Source organism: Rubellimicrobium mesophilum DSM 19309, assembly GCF_000600335.2.
Taxonomy (GTDB): Bacteria; Pseudomonadota; Alphaproteobacteria; order Rhodobacterales; family Rhodobacteraceae; genus Rubellimicrobium; species Rubellimicrobium mesophilum.
The window spans coordinates 1-23,966 of sequence record NZ_KK088615.1 but is presented as its reverse complement, the minus strand read 5'-3'; the positions used below and the strand labels follow the sequence as shown (position 1 = coordinate 23,966).

General features: G+C 69.0%; 20 protein-coding genes and 1 pseudogene. 11 read left to right on the top strand and 10 right to left on the bottom strand.

What is annotated here, in order from left to right; translation table 11 throughout:
* The first annotated feature begins 30 nt into the window (after window positions 1–30).
* Complete coding sequence (locus RUMESO_RS20305; RefSeq protein ID WP_051521547.1) at window positions 31–636, top strand: NADPH-dependent FMN reductase; 606 nt, start codon at window positions 31–33, stop codon at window positions 634–636.
* A 21-nt stretch (window positions 637–657) separates the two neighbouring features.
* Here the strand turns inward: RUMESO_RS20305 and RUMESO_RS20300 are convergent, their stop codons facing one another.
* Window positions 658–2,022: a glycoside hydrolase family 1 protein gene (locus RUMESO_RS20300; RefSeq protein ID WP_037283049.1), complete on the bottom strand. Its 1,365-nt coding sequence runs from the start codon at window positions 2,020–2,022 to the stop codon at window positions 658–660.
* A gap of 327 nt (window positions 2,023–2,349) precedes the next feature.
* On the opposite strand from RUMESO_RS20300, the gene RUMESO_RS20295 reads away from it, so the two are divergent.
* Complete coding sequence (locus tag RUMESO_RS20295) at window positions 2,350–3,381, top strand: aldo/keto reductase (protein WP_037283046.1); 1,032 nt, start codon at window positions 2,350–2,352, stop codon at window positions 3,379–3,381.
* Entirely contained in the window at window positions 3,378–4,721 is a 1,344-nt protein-coding gene (locus RUMESO_RS20290; protein WP_037283043.1) for a family 1 glycosylhydrolase, read from the top strand. The genes RUMESO_RS20295 and RUMESO_RS20290 overlap by 4 nt, the downstream gene beginning before the upstream one ends.
* Before the next feature lie 870 nt (window positions 4,722–5,591).
* On the opposite strand, the gene RUMESO_RS20285 is transcribed toward RUMESO_RS20290, so the two are convergent.
* The 8 genes and pseudogenes from RUMESO_RS20285 to RUMESO_RS20255 form a co-directional block, all read right to left on the bottom strand.
* Window positions 5,592–7,916: an FdhF/YdeP family oxidoreductase gene (locus RUMESO_RS20285; protein ID WP_037283040.1), complete on the bottom strand. Its 2,325-nt coding sequence runs from the start codon at window positions 7,914–7,916 to the stop codon at window positions 5,592–5,594.
* Window positions 7,917–8,012: 96 nt separating this feature from the next.
* A complete protein-coding gene (locus tag RUMESO_RS20280) occupies window positions 8,013–9,533 on the bottom strand; it encodes an FAD-dependent monooxygenase (protein ID WP_037283038.1) in 1,521 nt (506 codons plus the stop codon).
* 72 nt (window positions 9,534–9,605) lie between these two features.
* Complete coding sequence (locus RUMESO_RS20275) at window positions 9,606–10,415, bottom strand: DeoR/GlpR family DNA-binding transcription regulator (protein ID WP_245639355.1); 810 nt, start codon at window positions 10,413–10,415, stop codon at window positions 9,606–9,608.
* 69 nt (window positions 10,416–10,484) lie between these two features.
* Window positions 10,485–10,895, bottom strand: coding sequence for an ABC transporter permease (locus tag RUMESO_RS27990; RefSeq protein WP_281177592.1), 411 nt, complete (start codon window positions 10,893–10,895; stop codon window positions 10,485–10,487).
* Between the two features lie 205 nt (window positions 10,896–11,100).
* Window positions 11,101–11,352, bottom strand: a pseudogene (locus tag RUMESO_RS27985) (ABC transporter permease subunit); the annotation flags it as partial.
* A 194-nt stretch (window positions 11,353–11,546) separates the two neighbouring features.
* Complete coding sequence (locus tag RUMESO_RS20265; RefSeq protein WP_037283036.1) at window positions 11,547–13,070, bottom strand: sugar ABC transporter ATP-binding protein; 1,524 nt, start codon at window positions 13,068–13,070, stop codon at window positions 11,547–11,549.
* The gene (locus RUMESO_RS20260) at window positions 13,067–13,588 is read right to left on the bottom strand and encodes a DUF2291 family protein (protein ID WP_082484406.1); all 522 of its coding nucleotides are present in this window, start codon (window positions 13,586–13,588) and stop codon (window positions 13,067–13,069) included. Before RUMESO_RS20260 ends, RUMESO_RS20265 begins: the two co-directional genes overlap by 4 nt.
* A 186-nt stretch (window positions 13,589–13,774) precedes the next feature.
* On the bottom strand, window positions 13,775–14,719 hold the full coding sequence (locus RUMESO_RS20255; RefSeq protein WP_037283034.1) for a D-ribose ABC transporter substrate-binding protein: 945 nt from the start codon (window positions 14,717–14,719) through the stop codon (window positions 13,775–13,777).
* Window positions 14,720–14,998: 279 nt separating this feature from the next.
* On the opposite strand from RUMESO_RS20255, the gene RUMESO_RS26585 reads away from it, so the two are divergent.
* The 6 genes from RUMESO_RS26585 (at window position 14,999) to RUMESO_RS20225 (ending at window position 21,357) form a co-directional block, all read left to right on the top strand.
* Complete coding sequence (locus RUMESO_RS26585; protein ID WP_211262944.1) at window positions 14,999–15,703, top strand: hypothetical protein; 705 nt, start codon at window positions 14,999–15,001, stop codon at window positions 15,701–15,703.
* A complete protein-coding gene (locus tag RUMESO_RS26580) occupies window positions 15,634–16,545 on the top strand; it encodes an L-fucose/L-arabinose isomerase family protein (protein WP_211262943.1) in 912 nt (303 codons plus the stop codon). The genes RUMESO_RS26585 and RUMESO_RS26580 overlap by 70 nt, the downstream gene beginning before the upstream one ends.
* Window positions 16,542–17,366 (top strand): transketolase, encoded by an 825-nt coding sequence (locus tag RUMESO_RS20245; RefSeq protein ID WP_037283033.1) that lies wholly within the window; start codon window positions 16,542–16,544, stop codon window positions 17,364–17,366. The genes RUMESO_RS26580 and RUMESO_RS20245 overlap by 4 nt, the downstream gene beginning before the upstream one ends.
* A 2-nt stretch (window positions 17,367–17,368) precedes the next feature.
* Entirely contained in the window at window positions 17,369–18,328 is a 960-nt protein-coding gene (locus RUMESO_RS20240; RefSeq protein WP_037283031.1) for a transketolase family protein, read from the top strand.
* A complete protein-coding gene (locus tag RUMESO_RS20235; protein WP_037283030.1) occupies window positions 18,328–19,791 on the top strand; it encodes an FGGY-family carbohydrate kinase in 1,464 nt (487 codons plus the stop codon). Before RUMESO_RS20240 ends, RUMESO_RS20235 begins: the two co-directional genes overlap by 1 nt.
* 522 nt (window positions 19,792–20,313) lie before the next feature.
* Window positions 20,314–21,357: an LLM class flavin-dependent oxidoreductase gene (locus RUMESO_RS20225; RefSeq protein WP_037283025.1), complete on the top strand. Its 1,044-nt coding sequence runs from the start codon at window positions 20,314–20,316 to the stop codon at window positions 21,355–21,357.
* Window positions 21,358–21,369: 12 nt separating this feature from the next.
* On the opposite strand, the gene RUMESO_RS20220 is transcribed toward RUMESO_RS20225, so the two are convergent.
* A complete protein-coding gene (locus RUMESO_RS20220) occupies window positions 21,370–21,702 on the bottom strand; it encodes a Dabb family protein (RefSeq protein ID WP_169791213.1) in 333 nt (110 codons plus the stop codon).
* A gap of 169 nt (window positions 21,703–21,871) precedes the next feature.
* On the opposite strand from RUMESO_RS20220, the gene RUMESO_RS20215 reads away from it, so the two are divergent.
* Complete coding sequence (locus RUMESO_RS20215; protein ID WP_037283023.1) at window positions 21,872–22,261, top strand: hypothetical protein; 390 nt, start codon at window positions 21,872–21,874, stop codon at window positions 22,259–22,261.
* Between the two features lie 53 nt (window positions 22,262–22,314).
* Window positions 22,315–23,262: a glutathione S-transferase family protein gene (locus RUMESO_RS20210; RefSeq protein ID WP_037283006.1), complete on the top strand. Its 948-nt coding sequence runs from the start codon at window positions 22,315–22,317 to the stop codon at window positions 23,260–23,262.
* The last annotated feature ends 704 nt before the right edge of the window (window positions 23,263–23,966 follow it).

Sequence of the window (23,966 nt, the reverse complement as noted above, 5' to 3'; positions counted from 1 at the left end):
CCGGCGCCCCGCGCCCAGAAAGGAATCGGCATGGCCCTCAAGCTGAACGTCATCATCGGATCCACCCGTCCCGGCCGCGTCGGCCCCTCCGTCGCCCGCTGGATCGCCGACGTCGCCGCCGAGCACGGCGCCTTCAAGGTGGAGCTGGTGGACCTCGCCGACTTCGGCCTGCCCCTCCTCGACGAGGCCGCCCATCCCCGGCTCCAGGCCTACGCCAACGAGCCGACCCGGCGCTGGAGCCAAAGCGTCGACTCGGCGGACGCCTTCCTCTTCGTCACGCCCGAATACGACTTCTTCCCGCCCGCCGCCCTCGTCAACGCGGTGCAGGTCCTCATCAAGGAATGGGCCTACAAGCCCGCCGGGGTGGTGAGCTACGGCGGCATCTCGGGCGGCCTGCGCGCCGGGCAGGAGCTTCGCCAGCTCCTCGTCAACGTGAACGTCCACCCCCTGCCGCAGGCCGTCCCGGTGCCCTTCGTCCCGCAGCATCTGGCCGAGGATGGCGCCTTCCGGGCCACCCCGCCGATGCAGGACGGCGCCCGCCTCCTGCTGGACGAGCTCCACAAATGGGCCGTGGCGCTGAAGACCCTGCGGCCCGGGTCGGCCGAGGAACCCACCCGCCAGGACAAGGCCGCCTGAGGCCGGACGGCAGCCGGGCCGTCACTCGACGCTCGGCTGCCCCTCCCTCCAGTCCCAGCCCTCCATCAGCGGCAGGAACTTCCGCACGCCACGCCCGTCGAGCACCGGCTCCTCGAAGCGGTAGGCCGGCAGCTCGGCCGAGCCGATCTCGCCCCGCGCGAGGCGCGCGTAGAGCAGCGACAGCTCCGATCCCCTCCGATTGAAGGTCCCGTCCAGGTAGTAGATCCCCTGCGGGTCGATGGCCCGGTCCGGCTGGCGGCAGAGCGAGCACCAGTCCGTCGAATCGAGGTAGGGGTACCAGCAGAACCCCTCGAAGGGCAGGCCGCGCCGCTCCAGCTCCGGCACCAGCGCCTCGCATTCCTGCACCATGTACTTGAGCCAGCTCATCCGGTCCTCGATCCGGCCCCGGACGTTGGTCTCGGTCAGCATGACCGGGAAGGGATAGCGCTCCACGTAGTCCAGCGCGACCTGCCTGAAGCCCACGGGCCGGAACTCGTCGCTCTGCCCATGCACGTTCCAGCCGAGCTCGCTGTGCGCGTAGTAGTCGAGCCCCAGGACGTCGATCCGCGCCGGGTTGTCGCGGAACCAGGCCGCTTCCTCGACCGAGAGCCCGTGCTCGACCAGCGTCCCCCAGAGCGGATGCCGCTCGTCCACGCGCCCCAGGATCAGGTCCAGCACCACGAAGCGCAGGTCGTTGCCGAAGTCGGTGTGGTACTGCGACTGCGGGTCGAGCGCCTGGTGCCTCTCGCAGGTGTCCACGTGGACGATGCGCAGGTTCGGGACCATCCGCTCCAGCATCGGCGTCACGAGGCAGATCGCGCGGGCCTTGCCGAGGATGATCGGAACGATCCCCGCCCTGTCGCGCCAATGCGGATACCACTCGCCCATGAACCCGGCGAGCACGGCGGTCGCCAGCGGTTCGTTGATGACGGTGTAGTCCGTGACCCAGGGATAGCGCCGGGCGAAGGCGCGCACGAAGTCGCGGTAGGCCTGCGGGAACTCCGGGTTGGCGAAGCCGTGCTCCAGCCACTGCGGGAAGCTCGTGTGGTGCAGCGGATCGGCGATGGGCCGCAGCCCCAGACGGCGGACATACCCCAGGTAGCGGTCCGTCCAGGCCCAGTCGTAGACGCCGCGCACCCTCTCGATCTTGTGCCAGGGGATGCAGGCCCGGAACGTGTCGATGCCGTCGGCCACGAGGAGCTTGAGGTCCTCCTTGTAGCGCACCGTATGCTCGGTGGTGTCGAGCACGTCGGTCGCGTGGCCGAACATCTGCGTCCCCTCGAATCCCGTGAGGTAGGTCAGCCGCGGCACGGCGGTCTGGGGCCGCTCCCTCGGCTCGGACGCGAGGACGTCTGCGATGATCTGTCTGGACAGGTGTCTCGTCATGTGGGTTCCGGGTTCTCTGGCCAGTGGGTCGGGCTGGACGTGGATGCCGGCGCCGGGGCCCGCGGAACGGCAGTTAGCCCGGAGCGCCCCGCGCACAACCCGGAGGCGTCCCGCTTTTCCTGTCCATCCCCGGCCCAGGCCGTCATGCGGAGCCTCGTCCTTCCCCTGCACGACACTGCCCTAACGCCCTCTCCCGCCGGGAGAGTTCCCGTCTCGCCTCGCTGATCGGGCGGGTTTCCGACGATTTCCCTCGGGGTGGCCCGACGGCAAACCGCCCTATCTCCTGCGGGGGCCGGACGGGGCCGGTCGACAGCACGGAGGGGCGACATGGAATTTCGGCGGATGGGCCACAGCGGCACGGCGGTCTCGCACCTGTGCCTCGGCACGATGACCTTCGGCGCCGAGTCGACCGAGGAGCAGTCGTTCCGGATGATGGACGACTACGTGGCGGCGGGCGGCAACTTCATCGACACCGCCGACGTCTACACCGCCGGCGCCTCCGAGGAGATCATCGGCCGCTGGCTCAAGGCCCGCCCCACCGAGGCCCGAGGCCTCGTCCTCGCCACCAAGGGCCGCTTCCCCATGGGCGGCGGGCCCAACGACCTTGGCCTCTCGCGCCACCACCTGACCCGCGCCCTCGACGCCTCCCTGAGCCGCCTCGGCGTGGAGATCGTGGACCTCTACCAGGTGCACGCCTGGGACGCCCTGACGCCGCTGGAGGAGACCCTCCGCTTCCTCGACGACGCCATCCGCCAGGGCAAGATCGCCTACTGGGGCGTCTCCAACTACCTCGGCTGGCAGATCACCAAGGCCGTCCATGTGGCCAAGGCCCACCTCTTCGCCCCGCCCGTCACGCTCCAGCCCCAGTACAACCTCCTCGCCCGCGACATCGAGCACGAGGTCGTCCCCGCCTGCCTCGACGCCGGCATCGGCCTCCTGCCGTGGTCGCCCCTCGGCGGCGGCTGGCTGACGGGGAAGTACAAGCGCGACCAAAGCCCCACCGGCGCCACCCGCCTCGGCGAGGACCCCAACCGCGGCGTCGAGGCCTACGGCCCCCGCGCCACCCGCGAGCAGACCTGGACGATCCTCGACACCCTCCAGCAGATCGGCGGGCCGCAGGGCCGCTCCCAGGCCGAGGTGGCCCTCGCCTGGCTCGCCCAGAAGCCGGCCGTCACCTCCGTCATCCTCGGCGCCCGCACGCCCGAGCAGCTCGCCCAGAACCTCAAGGCCGCCGACCTGCGCCTCTCCCCGGACGACATGGCCCGCCTCGACGACGCGAGCCGCCCCTCGGTCGGCGACTACCCCTACGGCCAGAAGGGCGTCGACCAGCGCCATCGCCGGATCGAGGGCGGCCGATGAGCGGCTTCATCTTCGCCACCGGGGTGGAGAACAGCTACCCCACGGTCGGGGGCCGCCGCGTGGACGAGATGGAGAAGTGCGGCCACTATCTCCACTGGAAGCGCGACTTCGAATGCGTGACCGAGATCGGCATCAAGTTCCTCCGCTACGGCCCGCCGATCCACCGCACCTGGCTCGGCCCCGGCCGCTACGACTGGGACTTCGCCGACGAGACCTTCGCCGAGCTCCAGCGCCTCAGGATCATGCCCATCGTGGACCTCTGCCACTTCGGCGTGCCCGACTGGATCGGCAACTTCCAGAACGGCGACTTCCCCGCCCTCTTCGAGACCTACGCCCGCGACTTCGCCACCCGCTTCCCCTGGGTCCAGCTCTACACGCCGGTGAACGAGATGTTCATCTGCGCCCAGTTCTCCGGCCGCTGGGGCTGGTGGAACGAGCAGATGACGACCGACCGGGGCTTCGTCACCGCCCTCAAGCACCTCGTCCGGGCCAACGTCCTCGCCATGCGCGCGATCCTCGAGCCGCGCCCCGACGCGCTCTTCATCCAGAGCGAGTCGTCGGAATACTTCCACGCCTCCTCGCCCGCCGCGATCCAGATCGCCGAGATGTACAACCAGCAGCGCTTCCTGTCGCTCGACCTCAACTACGGCCAGCGCGTCAACAGCGACATGTACGAGTTCCTCATGGACAACGGCATGACGCGCGACGAATACCACTTCTTCCTCGAGAACCGGCTCAAGCGGCACTGCGTGATGGGGACGGACTACTACGTCACCAACGAGCACCGCGTCTTCGCCGACGGCCGCATCGAGGCCTCGGGCGAGATCTTCGGCTACGACGAGCTCACCCGCCAGTATCACGAGCGCTACCAGATGCCGGTCATGCACACCGAGACCAACCTCGTCGAGGGTCCGACCGGCGAGGAGGCGGTGAACTGGCTCTGGAAGGAATGGGCCAACGTGCTGCGGGTGCGCAACGTCGGCATCCCCATCGTCGGCTTCACCTGGTACTCGATCACCGACCAGGTGGACTGGGACTCGGCGCTGCGCGAGGACCGGGGCAACGTCAACGCGCTGGGCCTCTTCGACCTCGACCGCAACATCCGCAAGGTCGGCGAATGCTACCGCCAGATCATTCAGGACTGGTCGAGCGTCCTCCCCGCCATGAGCCACGCCCTGGTTCTGCCACTTGATATGCCCGACGAATCCGAATCGGAGCGGGACGGCGGCACCAAGGACGAGCGCCTCCGGCGCCACGCCCTGCGCCACGTCCGCCGCCCCGGCAACCGCTCCGGTCCCAGCGGCCCGATCCGCTCCCCCGGCCCTCCTGGCGGGTGGTAGGCAGCGACCGCCGTCCGGCCGCAACGACCTGCGCGATGCGAACGCCCTTCGATCCCGCCGCCGCCTCGGCCCGGCGAGCGGGGCCGCCCGGCTCCACGGGACCTTCTGCCCCGCGCCCCGCGACGGTGGTCGGTCACGCGCCGGGTGAGCCGGGCCCGCCCGCTCCGCGAATCACCCCCGTGCCCTTTCGGCCACTCCCAAGCCCGTCTGCTCGGGGCGACGCAACGCGCGCAGCCGTAGCAATTCGTTAACCCCGCTCCGGCATCCTGGGCTTCGAATCACCCATCTTCCAGGATCCCGCCATGTCCCTTGCACCCTACGCGCGCCCGCCCCGATGCTCCGGCCGTCACGACAGCGCCGCCCACCTCGTGCGTCGGCGACGGAGCATTTCCGGCCAGCAGGCCCGATCAGAAGATCAGCAACGCGAGGCCGATAACGCCCGCGATCCCGATGAGAAGCGCGCAGCCGAGCATCCGGGCCAGGGCGAGGTCATCCTCCGGCTCGTACGGCACCGGGTCGCCCCAGGGCGACGGCGGCTCCTTCTCATCCTCCGGGTCGGGTTGGGGACGCGATCCCTCCCGAGGCTCGGACCGTCGCGGTCCCGAGGGATGCCAGGGTCGTTTCGTCGGCCGCTCGGTGCCCATTACAGAGGCAATCGTCATGTTCCACCCGCCAGCGCTGATCCTGGCCTCCAAACAATATCATAGAGCTTACAGCTAGGTTAATGACATGCAGGGCATAAGTGTCGAATCCACACAATGCGATGGAAATTACAACTACGGATTGTTTCCATTCCAAGCTTTGCAATCGCCAGCATGGGCCAGGGGCCCGGGCCCAGCCACCCCCGACCGTCTCCAACAATGGCGCGGATCAGGGCGTGGCGCCGTCGGTCCTGATCCGCACCGGCACGCCCTTGTAGGCCGGGGTCTTGGACAGCTCGTCGTGGTAGCCGACCGGGATCAGCGGGTTGGCCTCCGGGTAGTAGGCCGCGACGCAGGCGTCCGGCAGATCGTAGGGCACGACCTTCAGGCCGGCGACCTTCCGCTCCGTCCCGTCCGCCACCGCGCATTCGACCGTGACCCGCTGCCCCTCCGACAGCCCGCGCCGCGCCATCTCCTCCGGGTTGACGAGCAGCACGTCGCGCGGCCCGTCAAGGCCTCGCAACCGGTCGCGGAAGCCGTAGATCGTGGTGTTGAACTGGTCGTTCGACCTCAGCGTGACCAGCGTCAGCTCCTCCCCCTCCGGTGCCTGCCCCAGCGAGGACAGCACCTTGGGCGCGGTGAACTCGGCCTTGCCGCTCTCGGTCTTCCACGTGCGGTCGCGCGCGGCGTTGCCCTTGTAGAAGCCCCCCGGCGTGAAGAGTCGCCGGTTGAAGTCGCTGAACTTGTCGGGGTAGGTCGCCTCGATGGCGTCGCGGATCAGGCCATAATCGCCCACCCAGTCGTCCCACCGCACCTTGGGGTTCGGCGGAACCGTCGCCTTGGCGATCCCCGCGACGATGGCCACCTCGGACCTCAGATGCGGCGAGGCGGGCTTCCGCTTGCCCAGCGAGCCATGGATCATGCTGAGCGAATCCTCCATGGACACGGCCTGCGGCCCCGTCGCCTGCAGATCCTCCTCGGCGCGCACGAGGCAGGGCAGGAGCCAGCTCGCCTTCCCGGGGAACAGGTGCGAGCGGTTGAGCTTCGTCGCGATCTGGACGTTCAGCTCCAGCCGCTGCCACGCCGCCTCGATCCGCCGGTTGTCCGGGATCGCGCGGGCGAAGTTGCCGCCCAGGGACACGAAGCCCTTCACCGACCCGTCGAGCACCCCCTCCGCGACCTCCACCGTCGTGCGCCCCGTCTCGCGCGGGGGCTCGAAGCCGTAGAGATCCTTCAGCTTGTCGAGAGGGACGAGCTCCGGCTTCTCGCTGATCCCGACCGTGCGCTGCCCCTGCACGTTGGAATGCCCGCGCACCGGCGAGATGCCTGCCCCCTCGCGCCCGATGTTGCCGCGAAGCAGCAGCAGGTTCACCAGCATCCCGATGTTGAGCCAGCCATGGACGTGCTGCGTGAGGCCCATCCCGTAGATGCCGATCACCTTCTCCGACCGGGCATAGAGGTCCGCGACCACCTCCAGCTCGGCGCGGCGCAGGCCCGATTCCCGCTCGATCTCCTCCCAGGACACCTCGCCCAGCCGCGTGGCGAGCTCGTCGAACCCCTTCGTGTTCTCGTCGATGAAGGCGCGGTCCAGCACGCCGCCCTGCATCGCCTCCAGCTCCAGCACGCGCTTGATGACCCCCGCGATCGCCGCGACGTCGCCGCCGGGCCGGACCTGCAGGTAGAGGTCCGAGATGGTCGTCGTGGGGCCGGTCGTCATCTGCACCGGGCTCTGCGGGTTCGCGAACTCCACAAGGCCCCGCTCACGGATCGGGTTGAAGGTGATGATCTTGCAGCCCCGCTCCTTGCACTCCTGCAGCGTGTGCAGGAAGCGCGGGCTGTTCGACCCGGTGTTCTGCCCGAAGAACAGGATCAGGTCGCAGTGGTCGAAGTCCGAGAGGATGCAGGTCCCCACCGGCGACCCCGTCACCTTCTTGAGGCCGACGCTCGTGGTCTCGTGGCACATGTTCGAGCTGTCGGGCAGGTTGTTGTGCCCATAGAGCCGCCCGAACAGCGCATAGAGATAGGCCGTCTCCAGGCTGCCCTTCCCGGACATGTAGAAGACCGTGCCCTTGGGATCGAGCGCCTTCAAGCCGGCCCCGATCCCCTCGAACGCCTCGTCCCAGGTGGTCTCCACGTAGCGGTCCGACGCGTGGTCGTAGCGCATCGGATGCGTCAGCCGCCCCGTCTCCTCCAGGTCGTGGTCCGACCAGCCGCGCAGCTCGGCCACCGTGTGCTCGGCGAAGAAATCGGGCGTGCAGCGGCCCAGCGTCAGGTCCCAGATCGTCGCCTTTGCGCCGTTCTCGCAGAACTCGAAGAGGTGCGGCTCGGCGGGCTTGGTCCAGGCGCAGGAGGTGCACATGTGCCCACCCGGCTTGTTCTGCCGCATCAGCGTTCGCATCGCCCCCGCCGAGGGCTTCTGGTCCGCCAGCACGCTCGCGATGCCCCGCAGCGAGCCCCAGCCGCCCGTCGCCTGGTCGTAGTACGGCGTGTCGGGGTTCTGGCGCAGCTCCTCGTACCGGTTCCTCGGGTCCCCCGAGTCCTCGCGGTCGTTCATCGGATCCTCCCTCGGGATGACCGCGCCCGGCAGACCGGAGCGGACCGGTTCAGGCCGGAAACGTCCGCTCCCACCAGGGGTTCCTCGCGCAGCGCCTCAGCCCGCGAATGTGATGCCCCGCGCGCCGAGGTAGCCCCGGAGCGCCTCGGGCGAGCCCTCCGCATCCGCGAGCGCGACATGGCTGTCCGGTCGGACCAGATAGGCGGCGTCCTGCGCCAGCCCTGCCCTCGCGGGCCCGGGACCCCAGTCGAAGACGTGGAGCGGGAGTCGCCCCGTCGCACCAGTCCCGCAACCCGGCGCTCGGCCGGGCCCGTACACATGGACCTGCCAGGCGATGTCGTTCAGGGGCTCGTGGTTGTCCATCTCCCTGACCCAGGGCAGCCGATCGCCGCCTTCCACCTGCCCGGCCCGGCCCGCGCTCAGCGGACCTCCGCGATAGTTCACCAGGGTCTGCGACACCAGGCGGAACATCATCTCGCGCAGCGGGGCGAGGCGGAAGGCGGTCCCCGTCAGGACCGGGACGACGCGCGTCCGCACGAGGTCGGCCAGCGTCCCCTCGGCCGTGGCGAGGGTGAAGGCACGGTCCGTGGTCGCCACCAGCGTCCGCGCGAAGGCCATCCGCTCGGCCTCGTAGCTGCCCAGCAGCGCATCGGGCGCCTCGCCCCTCCGCACGGCCGCGAGCTTCCAGGCGAGGTTCACCGCGTCGCCGATCCCGGTGTTCATCCCCTGCCCGCCGGCCGGGCTATGGACATGGGCCGCGTCCCCCAGGAGGAACACGCGCCCCCGCCGGAAATGCCCGGTGACGCGATGGTGGACGCGGTAGGTCGAGAACCAGTTCACCTTTCGGATCCGCAGCCCCAGGCTCCCGATCGCCACATGGCTCACGTCATCGAAGCCCAGCCGCTCCTCCGCCCCCGCGCGGTCGTCGCGCACCGTGCCGATCAGGCGCCCCTGCCCTTCGTCGCCGGTGGCGAACAGCAGGACGAAGTCCGAGCCCTGGAACGCGACGTTCACCTCGCCGTTGACCGCCGGGCCCGAGACCTCCACGTCGGCCACGTAGAAGACGCGCGGGTAGGTCCCGCCCTCGAAGCCGGTCCCGGTCCCGTGGCGCACGGTCGAATGCGCCCCGTCGCAGCCGGCAAGCCAACTCACGGCCTCGGTCACCTCCACCCCGTCGGGCCCGTGCAGGCGCGCCGCGACATGGTCGCCCCGGTCCTCGAAGCCCACGAGCTCGGTCTTTCGTTCGACCCGGACGCCCATCGCCTCCAGCCGCGCGGCGAGCAGCCTCTCGTGCCGGTCCTGCGGGTAGACCAGCACGAAAGGAAAGGGCGTGAGATCGGCGCCCGCCGAGCCGAAGCTCACCCGCACGCGTCGCCGCCCCCGGGCCCAGAGGTTGAGGGCCGGGTTCGGCCGACCGTCCGCGATGACCTGCTCCGCGAGGTCGAGCTGCCGATAGAGCTCCAGCGTCCGGGCATGGACGACCATCGCGCGGGAGGTGGCGGCCACGCCCTCGCCCCGGTCGACGATGCGGACGGACAGGCCCTGCCGAGTGAGCCAAAGCGCCAGCACGAGGCCAGTGGGCCCCGCCCCGGCGATCAGGACGTCGTGCCGTGCCATCTGGGGACCTCATCCCTGCCGACCCGGGTTCATCCGCAGAATCCGCCCGAAGGCGCGATTCGTGCAAGGCTTCTACGCAGCGACGAGGACGTCGATGCCGCGGCGTTCGAAGGCCTGGGCGTCGCGGTCGGAGATGCCGCTGTCGGTGAGGAGGGCGTGGACGACCTCGAGGCTGCCGAGGCGGGTGAAGGCGGGCTTGTCGATCTTGGTGGAGTCGGCGACGAGGTAGACGCGGGCGGCGGCGCGGATCATCGCCTGCTTGAGCTGGAGGTCGGCGAAGCTGGGGTAGGTCAGCCCCGAGTCGAGCCCCACGCCGGCGGTGGCCAGGAACAGCTTGCCGGCGAAGATGCGCCCGAAGTACTCCACCGAGGCGTCGCCCGAGAGCGACAGCGTGGGCGCCTTGAACTGGCCGCCCGGCATGTGCACGGCAAAGCCCGGCACCGCCCCCAGGATCAGCGCGATGTTGAGCGCCGGCGTGATGACGGTGAGCTCGCGCCGCTCCCGCAGCCGCAGCGCCACCTCGGTGGTGGTGCTCCCCGCGTCCAGGATCAGCGTCTCGCCGTCCGCCACCAGCGAGGCCGCCAAGGCCCCGATGCGGCGCTTCTGCTCCATGTTCTCGCTGTGCTGGAGCGCCAGCGCCCCCACCTGCTGCGGCACGGTGTTGAGATAGGCCCCGCCGTGCTCGCGCGTGACCTGCCCCTCCGCCTCCAGCCGCTCCAGGTCCTGCCGGATGGTGGCCTCCGACACCTGAAAGGCGGCCGCAAGGTCGCGCACCCGCGCGCTCCCCTCCTCCTGCAGCCACTCCAATATCCGACGCCGCCGCGGCTCCGACAATAGGCCGGGCTGCACGTCCATCCGGAACTCGCTCGGCTTCGTGTCCACTCCCGGCACCCTCTCGGCGTCGCGTCCCCAGTCATGGTGCCCGGCGGGGCCTGGCCATCCGGCCGCGCGTCACCGCCCCAGCGCCGCCTGCCGCTGCAGCACCACGCGGGCCTGGAGCTTGCTCTGGGCCTGGTCCACGACCACGGCCGCGATGATGACGAGGCCCTTGATGACCGTCTGCCAGAAGGACGACACGCCCATCATCACGAGCCCGTCCGACAGGATGCCGATGACGAAGGCGCCGACGATGGTGCCGCCGATCCTGCCCCGCCCGCCGGACATGGAGGTCCCGCCCAGCACCGCCGCCGCGATGGCGTTGAGCTCGAAGGTCTCGCCGGTCGCGGGGTGCGAGGCCTGGAGCTGCGAGGAGATGACCAGCCCCACGAGCGCCGCGCAGAAGCCCGAGAACATGTAGACGGCCATCTTCACGCGGTTGACCTTGACGCCCGACAGCGCCGCCCCCCTCTCGTTGCCGCCCACGGCGTAGATGTGCCGTCCGAGCGGCGTCCGCCGCGCGACATACCCCGGCCGCGAGAGCCACGACGATCAGGAGCCAGATGGACACGGGGATGCCGAGCAGGTTCCCCGCCCCGAGCACCCGGAACGTGTCCGACCCGTAGTCCGGGGTTCCCGTTGAGGTTCGGGAAGGTCTTCCCTTCCGAGGACAGCAGCGCCGCCCCCGCGCGACATAGAGCGTCCCCAGCGTCGCGATGAAGGGCGCCACGTTGAGCTGCGTGATGAGGAGGCCGTTGACGATCCCCACGCCGACCCCCACCGCGATCACGATCAGGCAGATCTCGAACGTGTTGAACTGGATCGTCCATGCGAAGCCGAGGTCCAGCCCGTTCAGCACCAGCCAGCCGGCCACCATGCCGCAAAGGCCCACGATGGAGCCCACGGAGAGGTCGATCCCGCCGGTGATGATGACGAAGGTCATGCCGATCGCCAAGAAGGCGTTCAGCGCGACGTGCTTGGACATGATGAGGAAGTTCTCGGCCGTCAGGAAGTTCGGCGCCGCGAAGGCGAAGACCGCGAAGACCAGGAACAGCGCCACGAAGGTCCGCAGCCGCAGCAGGAGGAGCAGCGTGGAGCCCGAGGCAGGCGCCTCGCGGGAAGGGGCAGAGACGGCGGTCATGCGGCGTCCTCCAGTTGGGTGGGGGCGGCGGCCCGGGCGACGCGCGCGGCGTCGGCCTCCCGGGCCTCGAAGCTGGCCGAGATGCGGCCGTTCGCCATGACGACGATGCGATCCGACAGCGACAGGACCTCGTCGAGGTCCGAGGTGACGAAGACGATGCCGAGCCCCTGCGCCGAGAGTTGGCGCATGACCCGGAAGACCTCGGCCTTGGCGCCGATGTCGATCCCGCGCGAGGGCTCGTCCATCAGGAGGACACGGGGCTGCGTCATCAGCGCCTTGCCGATCACCACCTTCTGCTGGTTCCCGCCCGAGAGCGAGAACACCGGATTCTCGACCGAGGCTGCCTTGATCCCGAGCCGCTTCACGAAGTCGATGGCCTTGCGCGCCTCGGCCTTCAGGTCCAGCCGCCCGGCACGCGTGAAGTCGCGCAAGGACGACAGCGTCAGGTTCTCGCGGATGGCCATCGTGCCGATGAGCCCGTCGCGCTTGCGATCCTCCGGGATCAGCGCCACCCCTCGCCGGATGCGGCCCGCGACGTCGCCGACCAGGGCCTCGCCGCCGATGAAGACGCGCCCCGTCGCATGGGGATGCTGCCCCATGATGCAGTCCAGAAGCTCCGTCCGCCCGGCGCCCATCAGACCGTAGATGCCGACGATCTCCCCCTCGCGCACCGAGAGCGAGACGTGGTCCACGAGCCACCCTCCGCCCTGTCGCGGCAGGCAGACCTCCTCGGCCCGCAGCACCTCCGGCCCGAACTGGGCGGCCCCCTCGCGCGGAAAGTCCTTCGAGGCGTCGCCGATCATGTTCCGCACGATCCAGGGCACGTCCACGCCCGCCATCGCCCGCGCGCCCGTGATGACCCCGTCGCGCAGGACAGTGATGTAGTCGCCGATCCGGATCAGCTCCTCGAGCCGGTGGGAGATGTAGACGATCCCCACCCCATGAGCCTTGAGGTCCGCGATCACCCGGAACAGCACCTCGACCTCGGTGGCCGAGAGCGCCGAGGTCGGCTCGTCCAGGATCAGGATGCGCGCGTCGCGGGCGAGGCTCTTGGCGATCTCCACGATCTGCTGCTGCCCGATCCGCAGGTCGCCCACGGGCGTGTCGGGGTCGATGTCCTGCTCCAGCCGCTCCATGAGCCGCCCCGCGGCCTCGCGCTGGGCACCGGCGTCGATGTCCACGCCGACGCGCGTCTTCTCGTGCGCGATGAAGATGTTGTCCGCGACGCTCATGTTCGGGAACAGGTTCAGCTCCTGGAACACGATCCCGATGCCGTGCCGCTCCGCCTCGCGGGTGGAGCGGAAGCGGACGGGCTGGCCGTCCATCTCGATCCGCCCCTCCGTCAGCTCCTCCACGCCCGCGATGACCTTCATCAGCGTGGACTTGCCGGCGCCGTTCTCGCCCACGAGGACGTTCACCGCGCCCATCCGCAGGTCGAAATCGACGTCCTTGAGAGCCCGCGTCCCCGGATAGACCTTGGTCCCGCCCCGGATCGTTAGGCCGATGGGATGCTCGGTCACGCCCTATCCCCCAGCGTCAGCCTCGTCGGCACGACCTGGATCGGCTCGCTGGCCGAACGCAGCGCGAAGGCTCCCTCGAATCTCACGTGCTTGCCCGTGAGGTCGCCCTCCGGCAGGGTCAGAGCCTCGGTCGCCTTGGTGTTCAGCGCCCGCGCCAGGGCCGCGAACTCGATCTGATCCTTGAAGTCGGTGAACAGGTAGAAGGGAGAGGCATCGCGCAGGGCGGTCCCCTTCACCACGGGCCCGAGTTGGATCTGCACGTCGCCCGTGCCGTCCCCGTCCACGTCCACGTCGAGGGTCGCGGCCCGCGACTCGCGGTCGGCGCCCACCACCGTGCCCTCGCCCTTGGCAAGGAAGTTCCAGGCGCCTCCGCCCGCGGCCTGGTTGCCATGCGCCGCGCCGGCCGCCTCCAGCCCGCCCGCGATGGCGGCCTTCAGGTCCGCGATCTCCACCGCTCCCTGCGACACATGGGGGAACGAGCCGGGTCTCGTAGGTGTCCTGCACCACCTGCCCCACATGGTCGGCCGGCGCGGAGGCGGACGCGCCCTCCCCGGCTACGGCCTCGGGCATCTTCTGGACGATCTTGCAGCCACCCAGCATCGCGACCGCGACGAGGCAGGCAAAGAGGGAGCGGGTCATGGGGAGGGCCGGAGCAAGGAAGATGTCGCGGCCCGGCCCATAGGGGACCGGGCCGCCGGGAACGCTCAGTTGCCGAGCGCGAAGGTCTCGAGCTGGGCGGCGTTGTCGGCGTTGATGAGCGTGCAGTCCATGAGCTGCTTCTCCTCGAGGCCCGTCGAGCCCGTGGTCAGGTACTTGTCGGCCTGATCCACCGCCATCTGCGCCTGGGCGTAGGCCGGCTGCAGCACGGTCGCCTTGATCCCACCCGCGAGGATCGAATCGCGCACGTCGTTCGATCCGTCGAAGCCCACGACGATGACGTCGGTCCGCCCCGCGGCTTCGAGCGCCGCATAGGCGCCCATCGCCATGGTGTCGTTCCCGGAGATCACGCCCTTGAGGTTCGGGTTCGCCTGCAGCATCGACTCCATGACCGTATAGGCCTCGGTCTGCGACCAGTTGGCGGTCTGCTGCGCGACCATCTTGAGGTCCGGGTACTGGTCGATGATGTCGTGGTAGCCCGAGGACCGGATGCCCGCGTTGGTGTCCGATTCCTTGCCCAGGAGCTCGGCGTACTCGCCCGCCTCGCCCATGAGCTTCACGAACTCCTCGGCGCCGAGCTGCGCGCCCTGGTAGTTGTTGGACACGATCTGGCTGACGGCGACGCCCGACTGGGTGATCTCGCGGTCGATCAGGAAGCTCGGGATGCCGGCGTCCTTGGCCCGCTGCACGGCGGCCACCGAGGCGTCGGCCCCGGCGTTGTCGAGGATGATCGCCTTCGCGCCCTGCGCGATGGCCGTGTCGAAGAGCTCGGACTGCTTGTTGGCGTCGTCGTCGTGGACGAGCACCAGCGTCTCGTAGCCCAATTCCTTGGCGCGCGCGTCGGCGCCGTCGGCCTCGGCCTTGAAGAAGGGGTTGTCGGGGCTGGGCGTGATGATGACGATCAGGCCCTTAGATTCCTGCGCGAAGGCCGGCACCACGCCGGTCGCCCCCACGGCCAGGACGCCCAGCATCACGCGGCGGTTGATGTTCATGTGATTCCTCCCTCGATCGGCCCCTCCCGGGCCGCAACGGAGATCACAAGAGAACGAAAGTCCTCCCCATGTCAATTGTTTTCGTTTTGCCCCAAGACCTCGCTGTTATGGCACCGTGGCAACAGCCAAGCGATTCCGGGAGGGGCAACGCAACGCCCGTTGCGGTAACGAGCCATTAACCTCCGGCTGCTAGCTTCCTGTTGCAAGCTGACTTCAAGCGCGGTAAACGCAACCAAACGAAACCAATCGCAAGGCAGGCCAGGAAGGAGAGGAGGAGCCATGACGCTGACCATCATGGGCGAGAACGTCACGACGCAGGAGGCGGGTTCCGTCCCTGTCACTCCCCAGATTCGCCGCGAGGTGACCTTGGGCGTGGTGATCGGCAGCCGCGCCTTCTTCAACGGCGCCCCGTGCCGCCAAGCCCGCGAGGAGGTCCTCGGCCAGCTCCAGGCCCTCGGCGTCCGCGCCCTGATTCTCCCATTCGACGCCACCCACAACGGCGCCGTCCAGTCCATCTCCGACGCCCAGCTCTACGCCGACTTCTTCAAGCAGCACCGCGACGTCATCGACGGCCTCGTCATCTGCCTCCCCAACTTCGGCGACGAGATCGCGGTCGTCGAGCTGGTGAACCGCGCCAAGCTGAACGTCCCGATCCTGCTCCAGGCCTCCAACGACGAGAACGACAAGGTCTCGGTCAAGGAACGGCGCGACGCCTTCTGCGGCAAGATAAGCGTCTCGAACAACTTCTGGCAGTACGGCATCCCGTTCAGCGAGACGACGTTCCACACCGTCGACGCCGGCGGCCCGAGTTCGCCGCCGACCTCGACCGCTTCGCCCGCGTCTGTCGCACCGTGCGCGGCCTCCGCAACGCCCGCCTGGGGTCCATCGGCGCCCGCACCGGCGCGTTCCAGACGATGCGCTACAGCGAGAAGCTCCTGCAGGACTCCGGCATCACCGTCGTCACCGTGGACCTCTCCGAGATGATGGGCGCCGCCAACCGCCTGAGCGACAGCGACCCCGACCTCCTGGCCAAGATGGAGCGGATCAAGGCCTACGGCCGCATCCCCGCCCACATCCAGCCCGCCCAGATCCTGCGTCAGGCCAAGTGGTCCCTCACCGTCGACCGCTGGATCGTCGAGAACGGCTGCGACGCCTCGGCGATCCAGTGCTGGCGCTCGCTCCAGGACAACTTCGGCTGCGCGACCTGCGTGACCATGTCGATGATGGGCGAGGAGCTGATGCCCTCCGCCTGCGAGGTGGACATCATGGGCGCCCTCTCGATGTACGCCCTTGCGCTGGCCTCCGGCGCGCCGCCTGCGATCCTCGACTGGAACAACAACTTCGCGCGCGAGCCCGACATGTGCGTCTGCACGCACTGCGGCAACTTCCCCAAGAAGTTCATCGGCGACACCCCCGAGATCGGCGAGCTGGACGTGCTGGGCGAGACCATCGGCCGCGAGAAGTGCTTCGGCGCCGTCAAGGGCAAGGTGAAGGCCGGTCCAATGACCTACTTCCGGGTGTCGAGCGACGACCGCGCGGGCACGCTCAAGGCCTATCTCGGCCAGGGCGAGTTCACCGACGACCCCTACGGCATGGACGGCGGCATCGCTGTCTGCCGGGTGCCGCGTTTGCGCAACCTGATGCGCTTCGTGACCCAGAACGGCTTCGAGCATCACGTCGCCATGGTCCGCGGCCACCACGCCGAGGTCGTGAACGAGGCCCTGACCCGCTACCTCGGCTGGCCGCTCTACGACCACGACACCGCGCCCGAGCCCATGCTCGTCCCCCGTCCCCCCGCCCCGCCGCTTCTGAAGGGACTCCGATGACCCTCCCCAACGACCCCCTTCCCCTGATCCGCGAAAAGGCGCTCTGGATGCGCCGCCAGGCCTTCCGCATGGTGCACGAGGCCCAGCTCGGCCATCCCGGCGGCGACTTCTCGGCGACCGACATCCTTGCGACGCTCTACTTCGGCGTGCTGCGGCATGACCCCGAGGACCCGCGCGCGCCCGGCCGCGACCGCTTCATCATGTCCAAGGGCCACGCGACGGGCGCGATCTACACCGCCCTCGCCGCCGCGGGATTCTTCCCGGAGGAGTGGCTCGACACCTACATGAAGCCCAGGTCGCTCCTGAACGGGCACCCGAACCGCAACTACCTGCCCGGCATCGAGACCAACACCGGCCCCCTCGGCCACGGCTTCCCGGTCGCGGTCGGCATCGCCATCGCGGGCCAGATGGACAAGGCCGGTTTCCGCACCTTCGTCCTGACCGGCGACGGCGAGCTTCAGGAGGGCTCCAACTGGGAGGCGGCGATGACCGCCGGCCACCGCAGGCTCTCGCACCTCACGCTGGTCGTGGACCGCAACCGCCTCCAGCAGGGCGCGGGCACCGAAGAGACGAACGGCCTCGACCCCCTCGACGACAAGTTCCGCGCCTTCGGCTGGCACGTCGAGCAGGTGGACGGCCACGACCACGCCGCACTCCTCGATGTCCTGGGCGCCCCCATCGGCGACCGCGCGAAGCCGCTCTGCGTGATCGCGGACACGGTGAAGGGCAAGGGCGTGTCGTTCATGGAGAACAAGGCCTCCTGGCACCACGGCGTCCCCAACGCCCAGCAGTTCGAGCAAGCGATGAAGGAGCTCGTGTGACCATGGCGCAACCCGCTCCCCAGCAGGCCGGCCTCTACGACTGCCGCGAGGCCTGGGCCGCCACCCTCGAAACCCTCGCTGCCCAGGACCCCCGCATCGTCGCGGTGGTCAACGACTCGGTCGGCTCCTCCAAGCTCGGCGGCTTCCAGAAGGCCTTCCCCGAGCGGCTCGTGAACGTCGGCATCGCGGAGCAGACCATGGTCGGCGTCGGCGCCGGCCTCGCCAACGGCGGCAAGGTGCCGTTCGTCTCGGCCGCCGCCTGTTTCCTGACGGGTCGCGCGCTCGAGCAGGTCAAGGCGGACGTGGCCTACTCGAACGTCAACGTGAAGCTCGTGGGCCAGTCCTCCGGCATCGCCTACGGCGAGCTCGGGCCGACGCACCACTCCATCGAGGACCTCGCCTGGCTGCGGCCGCTGACCAACCTCACGGTCATCGTCCCCTCCGACCCCTGGGAGACCGCCGAGGCCATCCGCTGGGCCGCCGCCCACGAAGGGCCCGTCTTCATCCGCGTGAGCCGGATGCCGGTCCCCGAGCTCGACGTCCCCAACCGCCGCTTCCAGGCGGGCAAGGCCGAGATGGTCCGCGACGGCGGCGACCTCGCCATCATCGCTAGCGGGACCACGGTCCACCTCGCCGCCGAGGCCGCCGACCGGCTGGCCCGAGAGGGGGTCCGGGCGCGGGTCCTGAACATGGCTACGATCAGCCCGCTCGACCGCGACGCGGTGCTCGCCGCCGCCGGAACGGGCGCCATCGTCACCGTCGAGGAGGCCAACGTCCACGGCGGCCTCGGCAGCGCCGTCGCGGAGGTCACGTCGCAGAACCGCCCCGTCCCCATCGAGATGGTCGGCTTCCCAGGCTTCCTGCCCACCGGCTCGGTCGAGTGGCTCTTCGAGGAATACGGCCTGTCGCCCGAGGGCATCGCCTCTGCCGCGCGTCGTGCGCTCGCCCGCAAGGGGGCGTGATGGCGCCGACCCGCATTCTGGCCATCGACCAGGGCACGAGCAGCACCAAGGCAGTCCTGTTCGAGCCGGACGGGACCGCCGTCGCCCGTGCAAGCCATCCGCTGGCGTCGAGCTATCCCCGCGACGGCTGGGCCGAGCAGGACGCGAACGCGATCTGGGAGAGCGTCAAGGCAGCCCTTGCCGGCATCGTCGCGCAGGTGGGCACGGACGGTATAGCCGGCCTCGCCATCGCCAACCAGCGCGAGACGCTGGTGGTCTGGGACGCCGAGACCCACCGCCCTGTCGCCCCCGCGATCATCTGGCAATGCCGCCGCACGACTGGCGCCTGCGCGGCCCTCATCGCCGCCGGGCACGACGCGCGGGTGCAGGAGCTGACCGGCCTCGGCATCAACCCCCTCTTCCCAGCCTCGAAGCTTGGTTGGGTGCTGGAGAACGTTCCCGAGGCGAGAGATCTGCTTGCACAAGGACGCCTGCGCGCCGGGACGGTCGATAGCTGGCTCCTTTGGAACCTTACAAAGGGCGCAAGCTTCGCGACCGATCACTCCAACGCCTCGCGCACACAACTCTTCGACACCGGGTGGCTTGAGTGGTCCGAGGAGCTGGGCGAGCTGTTCGGCGCCCCCGTCGCGGCCCTGCCCGAGCCGCGCGCATCGGACAGCCGCTTCGGCGAGCTGGCGGAGGGGACCGCCCTGCCCGCCGGGACGCCGGTGCTCGCCATGATGGGCGACAGCCACGCGGCGCTCTATGGACATGGGGTGCGCGGGCCCGGCGCGGTCAAGGCGACCTATGGCACCGGCTCCTCCCTCATGGCGCTGACGCCGGGCCGGATCGCCTCCTCGCACGGTCTCTCGGGCACCATCGGTTGGTCGACCCGCGCCAATGGCGTCGCTTACGCGATCGAGGGCAACATCACCGTCTCCGCGCAGGCCGCCGCCTTTGCCGCGCAGCTCCTGGGCATCAAGGATGCCGCCGCCCTTTCGGACCTCGCGCAGACGGTGGAATGCTCCGAGGGCGTGACCTTCGTCCCGGCGCTAGCGGGCCTCGGCGCGCCGCACTGGACCGACGCGGCGCGCGGCACCGTCGGCGGCCTCACGCTCGCGAGCAAGCCCGCCCATGTCGCGCGGGCGACCTTCGAGGCCATCGCGCTCCAGATCGCGGACGTGCTTGCGGCCATGGAGCAGGATATCGGCCAGCGTCTCGACTCCCTCCGCGCCGACGGCGGGGCCTCGGCGAACGGCTTCCTGATGCAGCTCCAAGCCGACCTGCTCGACCGTCCCGTCCATCGCGGAGAGGTGGCCGAGGTCGGCGCGCTCGGCGTCGCGACGATGGCCTTCGAGTCCCTGGGGATATCGGTCACAGGCGAAGGGCAGACGACCACCTTCGAGCCCGACATGGACCCCTGCCGCCGCGAGGCGATCCTTAAGGGCTGGCGCCACGCCCTTGCGCAGGTGCTGGGGGCCTAGGGCTTCCAGCTCCGCTTGGTCGACACGGCCCGCTCGGCCGTGAGCACCGGATCCTCCGAGTAGTCTTCGAAGTTGCGTCCGCTGGTCTGGACGCGATGCAGGTTCACTGCCGGAGCGAGCGACACATGAGCTGACTTGGACCCCACTCCTCCAACAAGCGAGCCGCCACCCCGGGCACCGTTGGGCCCATCCACGATGCAGATCCTCCCGATCCCCAGCCGCACGAGGACGGTAGGGACCAGAAGTCCCGGCCCGGGAGAAGGCTGACTTGTTCCTCCAGCGCCTTGGCCTCCATTAGGTCGGCCATGCGAGCCTTGGTGTCGGCGTCGCGCATGGCATCTTCCTCAAGAACTGAATCGCTCCGGGACCGATACCCCCCGAGCGCCCGACGGAGCAGCACGCATCGGTCCTCGCCACCCCGCGTCAGCCCGATGCCGCACAGCGCCTGTGCATCCCGGCCCTTTACGCTGGACCTGGAGACCCATAGCTCCCGTTCCACACGCCCGGCACCCGGAGACCGCCATGACCGCCCTTTCCCTCGGCCTCGATACGTTCGGCGACGTCACCCTCGGGGCGGATGGCAAGCCAAAGCCCATGGATCAGGTCCTCCGCGATGTGGTCGAGGAGGCGGTGCTGGCCGATTCGGTCGGCATCGACTTCATCGGACTGGGCGAGCACCACCGCCCGGACTTCGCCATCTCCTCGCCCGAGATCGTGCTGGCCGCCATCGCTGGGCGCACCTCCCGCATTCATCTCGGCACCGCCGTCACCGTGCTCTCGACCGATGACCCGGTGCGGGTGTTCGAACGCTTCTCGACCCTGAACGCCGTGTCGAACGGCCGGGCCGAAGCGATCCTGGGGCGCGGGTCCTTCACCGAAAGCTACCCTCTCTTCGGCTTCGACCTTCAGGAATACGACCTCCTCTTCGAGGAGCGGCTGGACCTCTTCGTCCGCCTCCTGCGCGAGGAGAAGGTGACGTGGCAGGGCGAGACCCGCACGCCGCTCCAGAACGCGACCGTCTATCCACGGCTCGGACCCGAGGGGCTGACGACCTGGGTGGGGGTAGGCGGCAGCCCGGAGTCCGTCGTCCGTATCGTGCGCCACGACCTTCAGCTCATGCTGGCGATCATCGGCGGCGATCCCTTGCGGTTCAAACCCTTCGTGGAGCTCTATCACCGCGCCTGCCAGCAGCTCGACCGCGCGCCCCGCCCGATCGGCGTCCACTCACCGGGCTTCGTGGCCGAGACGGACGAAGCCGCGCGCGAGGCGCTCTGGCCCCACTACCAGACGATGTTCGGCCGCATCGGTCGCGAGCGGGGCTGGCCCCCGGTGACCAAAGAGCGCTTCCTCGCGGAGGTCGAGCAGGGTGCGCTCTACGTGGGCTCTCCCGAGACGGTGGCCCGCAAGATCGTGCGCACCGTCCAAGGACTCGGCATCCAGCGGTTCGACCTGAAATATGCGACTGGCACCCAGCCGCACGAGGAGCTGATGGCCTGCCTCCGCCTTTATGGCGAGAAGGTGATTCCTCGCGTGCGCGAGCTGCTGGATCTCGAGGCCGCGGCCTGAGGGCCGCGGAGGTTACTCCGCCTCGATGTCGTAGACGACGATCCCATCGGCACCCCCTTCGCAGAGCGCCACGAGACGCGCCCCCGCTGCCTTGTGCCGGGGGTGGCCGTCATAGGACATGTGCGCGGCCCTGTCGCGGAAGGCGATGACGAAACCGTAGGGGTGGCCCTCGCTCTTGGCCTCATAGTCGCGGTTCGGGCCGTGGCGGAAATCGAGCATCCCTTCGACGACGGCCCGCAAGGCCTCAAGTTCCGCCATCACGAAACGGAGCTCGCCCGGGTCCGCGTCGGAGCGGACTGCGCAGAAGACACAGTGCAACAGCAGGTTCGGACTCCTCCGGGACATGGGGTGATCTTGAACATCATCCATATCCCCATCTCCAATGGGCATGGAAGACTGGGATCAGCCTCGTGGTCTCTATCGGCCTGCCTGCTCTGATGTAGGCAAGGCGGCCCGACGTAGCTTCGGCTTACGTTTCAGCCGACATAATTCCTTCCCATCTGGATGGAATGAAATGCTCCGTATCGGGATTATCCTGCAAATCGAGAAGGTCTATTTGGTCCGCATACCCGCGAAGGGGAGAACGGACATGCAGGCTGCAATTCTCGGAAGCCGCAACATGGGCGGGACCTCAGCCTCGCCTTCCGCTGGGGCGAGGCAGCACGTCATGCTCGGCTATAAGGGTTCCGCCACGGGGAAGGCCACCACCGATAGGCCCGGCAACGCTGAATGCCCACCAAAGACCATGACTGACTTCGTATCGAGCCTCGGTCTCGATGTCCTCGGCGTAGGCGACCTCGCCGCCATGCGGCTGCTGGAACGGCCAGGGATGCTCAACATCCATAGGAGTCAAGGCTTTGACCTCGGCACCAAGATCGCGCCCACCTACCAGCGCGGGGCCTGAGCGGACGTTCCGCTCTCGACCCGGGCTCCCCATCTTCATGGAAGGAACGACAGATGCTCTATCAGGGACGCTGGGTGGCCGACTGGCAGCCCGTGCAGGCCAAGGACGCGAAGGGCGGATTCGTCCGCCAGGTCTCATCCTTCCGCAACTGGGTGACGCCGGACGGCGCACCAGGCCCGACCGGCATCGGCGGGTTCCCGGCTGAGGCGGGACGCTACCACCTCCATGTGGCCCTTATCTGCCCCTGGGCCTCGCGCACGCTGATAGGGCGGACGCTGAAGGGGCTCGAGGACGCCGTCTCGGTCTCGGTCGTGGAGCCCGAACTGACCGCAAAAGGCTGGCGCTTCCCGAAAGGCAGGGATCCGGTAACGGGCGCGACCTACCTTCACGAGATCTACACCGCCGCCGACCCGGTCTTCACGGGACGCGCCACGGTGCCGGTGCTCTACGACAAGCAGACCGGGACCATCGTCTCGAACGAATCCGCCGACATCCTGCGGATGCTCAACTCCGGATTCGGCACCCTCGCTTCCGGGGCCGACCTCTACCCCGAGGATCTGCGGCCCGAGATCGATGCTCTTAACGACCGCATCTATCCCCGTCTCAACAATGGCGTGTATCGAGCGGGCTTCGCCACGACGCAAGTCGCCTACGAGGAGGCCTTCGGCGAAGTCTTCGCCCAGCTCGACGAATTGGAGACACGGCTCTCGGACGGGCGCCGCTTCCTCTTCGGCGGCCGGCTGACCGAAGCCGACATCCGCCTCTTCGTGACACTCATCCGCTTCGACGTCGCCTACCACGGCCTCTTCAAATGCAACCTGCGCCGCATCGCGGACTATCCTGCGCTGCAGGGTTACATGATCAGGGTCCTAGATCTCCCAGGCGTGCGCGGCACGGTCAGCATCGACCACGTCAAGCGTGGCTATTACTCGATCAAGGCACTGAACCCCACCGGGATTGTCCCCAAGGGCCCGGCGCTGGACTGGCTGCGAGACGCCTGACCGTTCCGCTTCTCTCCGGTGGCGCCTGCTCCCAAGGGCGGCACAGTGTCAGGAAGTGGCATGGCGTGGTCCCCCCATCGAGGGACACTTCGGCCACGACAATCCACCTCGCGCGGCGCGGCGCACCCATTCCCCTCGCAGTGACTAGGGTTCCGAGGCCAGGTTCTGGAGTGCCGGGAACCTGCCGGATCGCAGTGGTCCTTCTGTCAGTTCCCGGCCAGTATCGTCGAACGAGTCGACCGTCGACAGCGAGGGCGACCGGGATCCCCCGACAGTGCCGACAAGATGACCATACACGAACTGCTCGGCTCAACAAACGCGCTGCGAGTTTCGTTCGGCCTCGGCCTGAGGCGGAGGCCTGCGTGAAGCGAAATCTTCACGCGAAGAGTGTCACGTCCATGTGGCAGGCCCGCCAGGTGCTGAGGTGTTCGAGCCACAAGCCACGGGTCACCAAGCCGCCCCGCTTTGGTCATCTTTTCGCTCCGGTTGTGGGGTGTTAACGGCCCGTTAACCCTGCGATCTGCGCGGGGACAGACGAGGGACAGCCATGTTGGGTTGGTCGAGCCAGATGCCGCGCGCGGGCGGCGTTCCTGTGGGGCCTGCGCCGGGGCTGCGGCGGCTGGGGGGGCGGCGCGCGGGCGCGGGCCGGGCCTATCCGCTGGCCAAGCGCGGCTTCGACCTTGTGGGGGCGGGGCTTCTGCTGG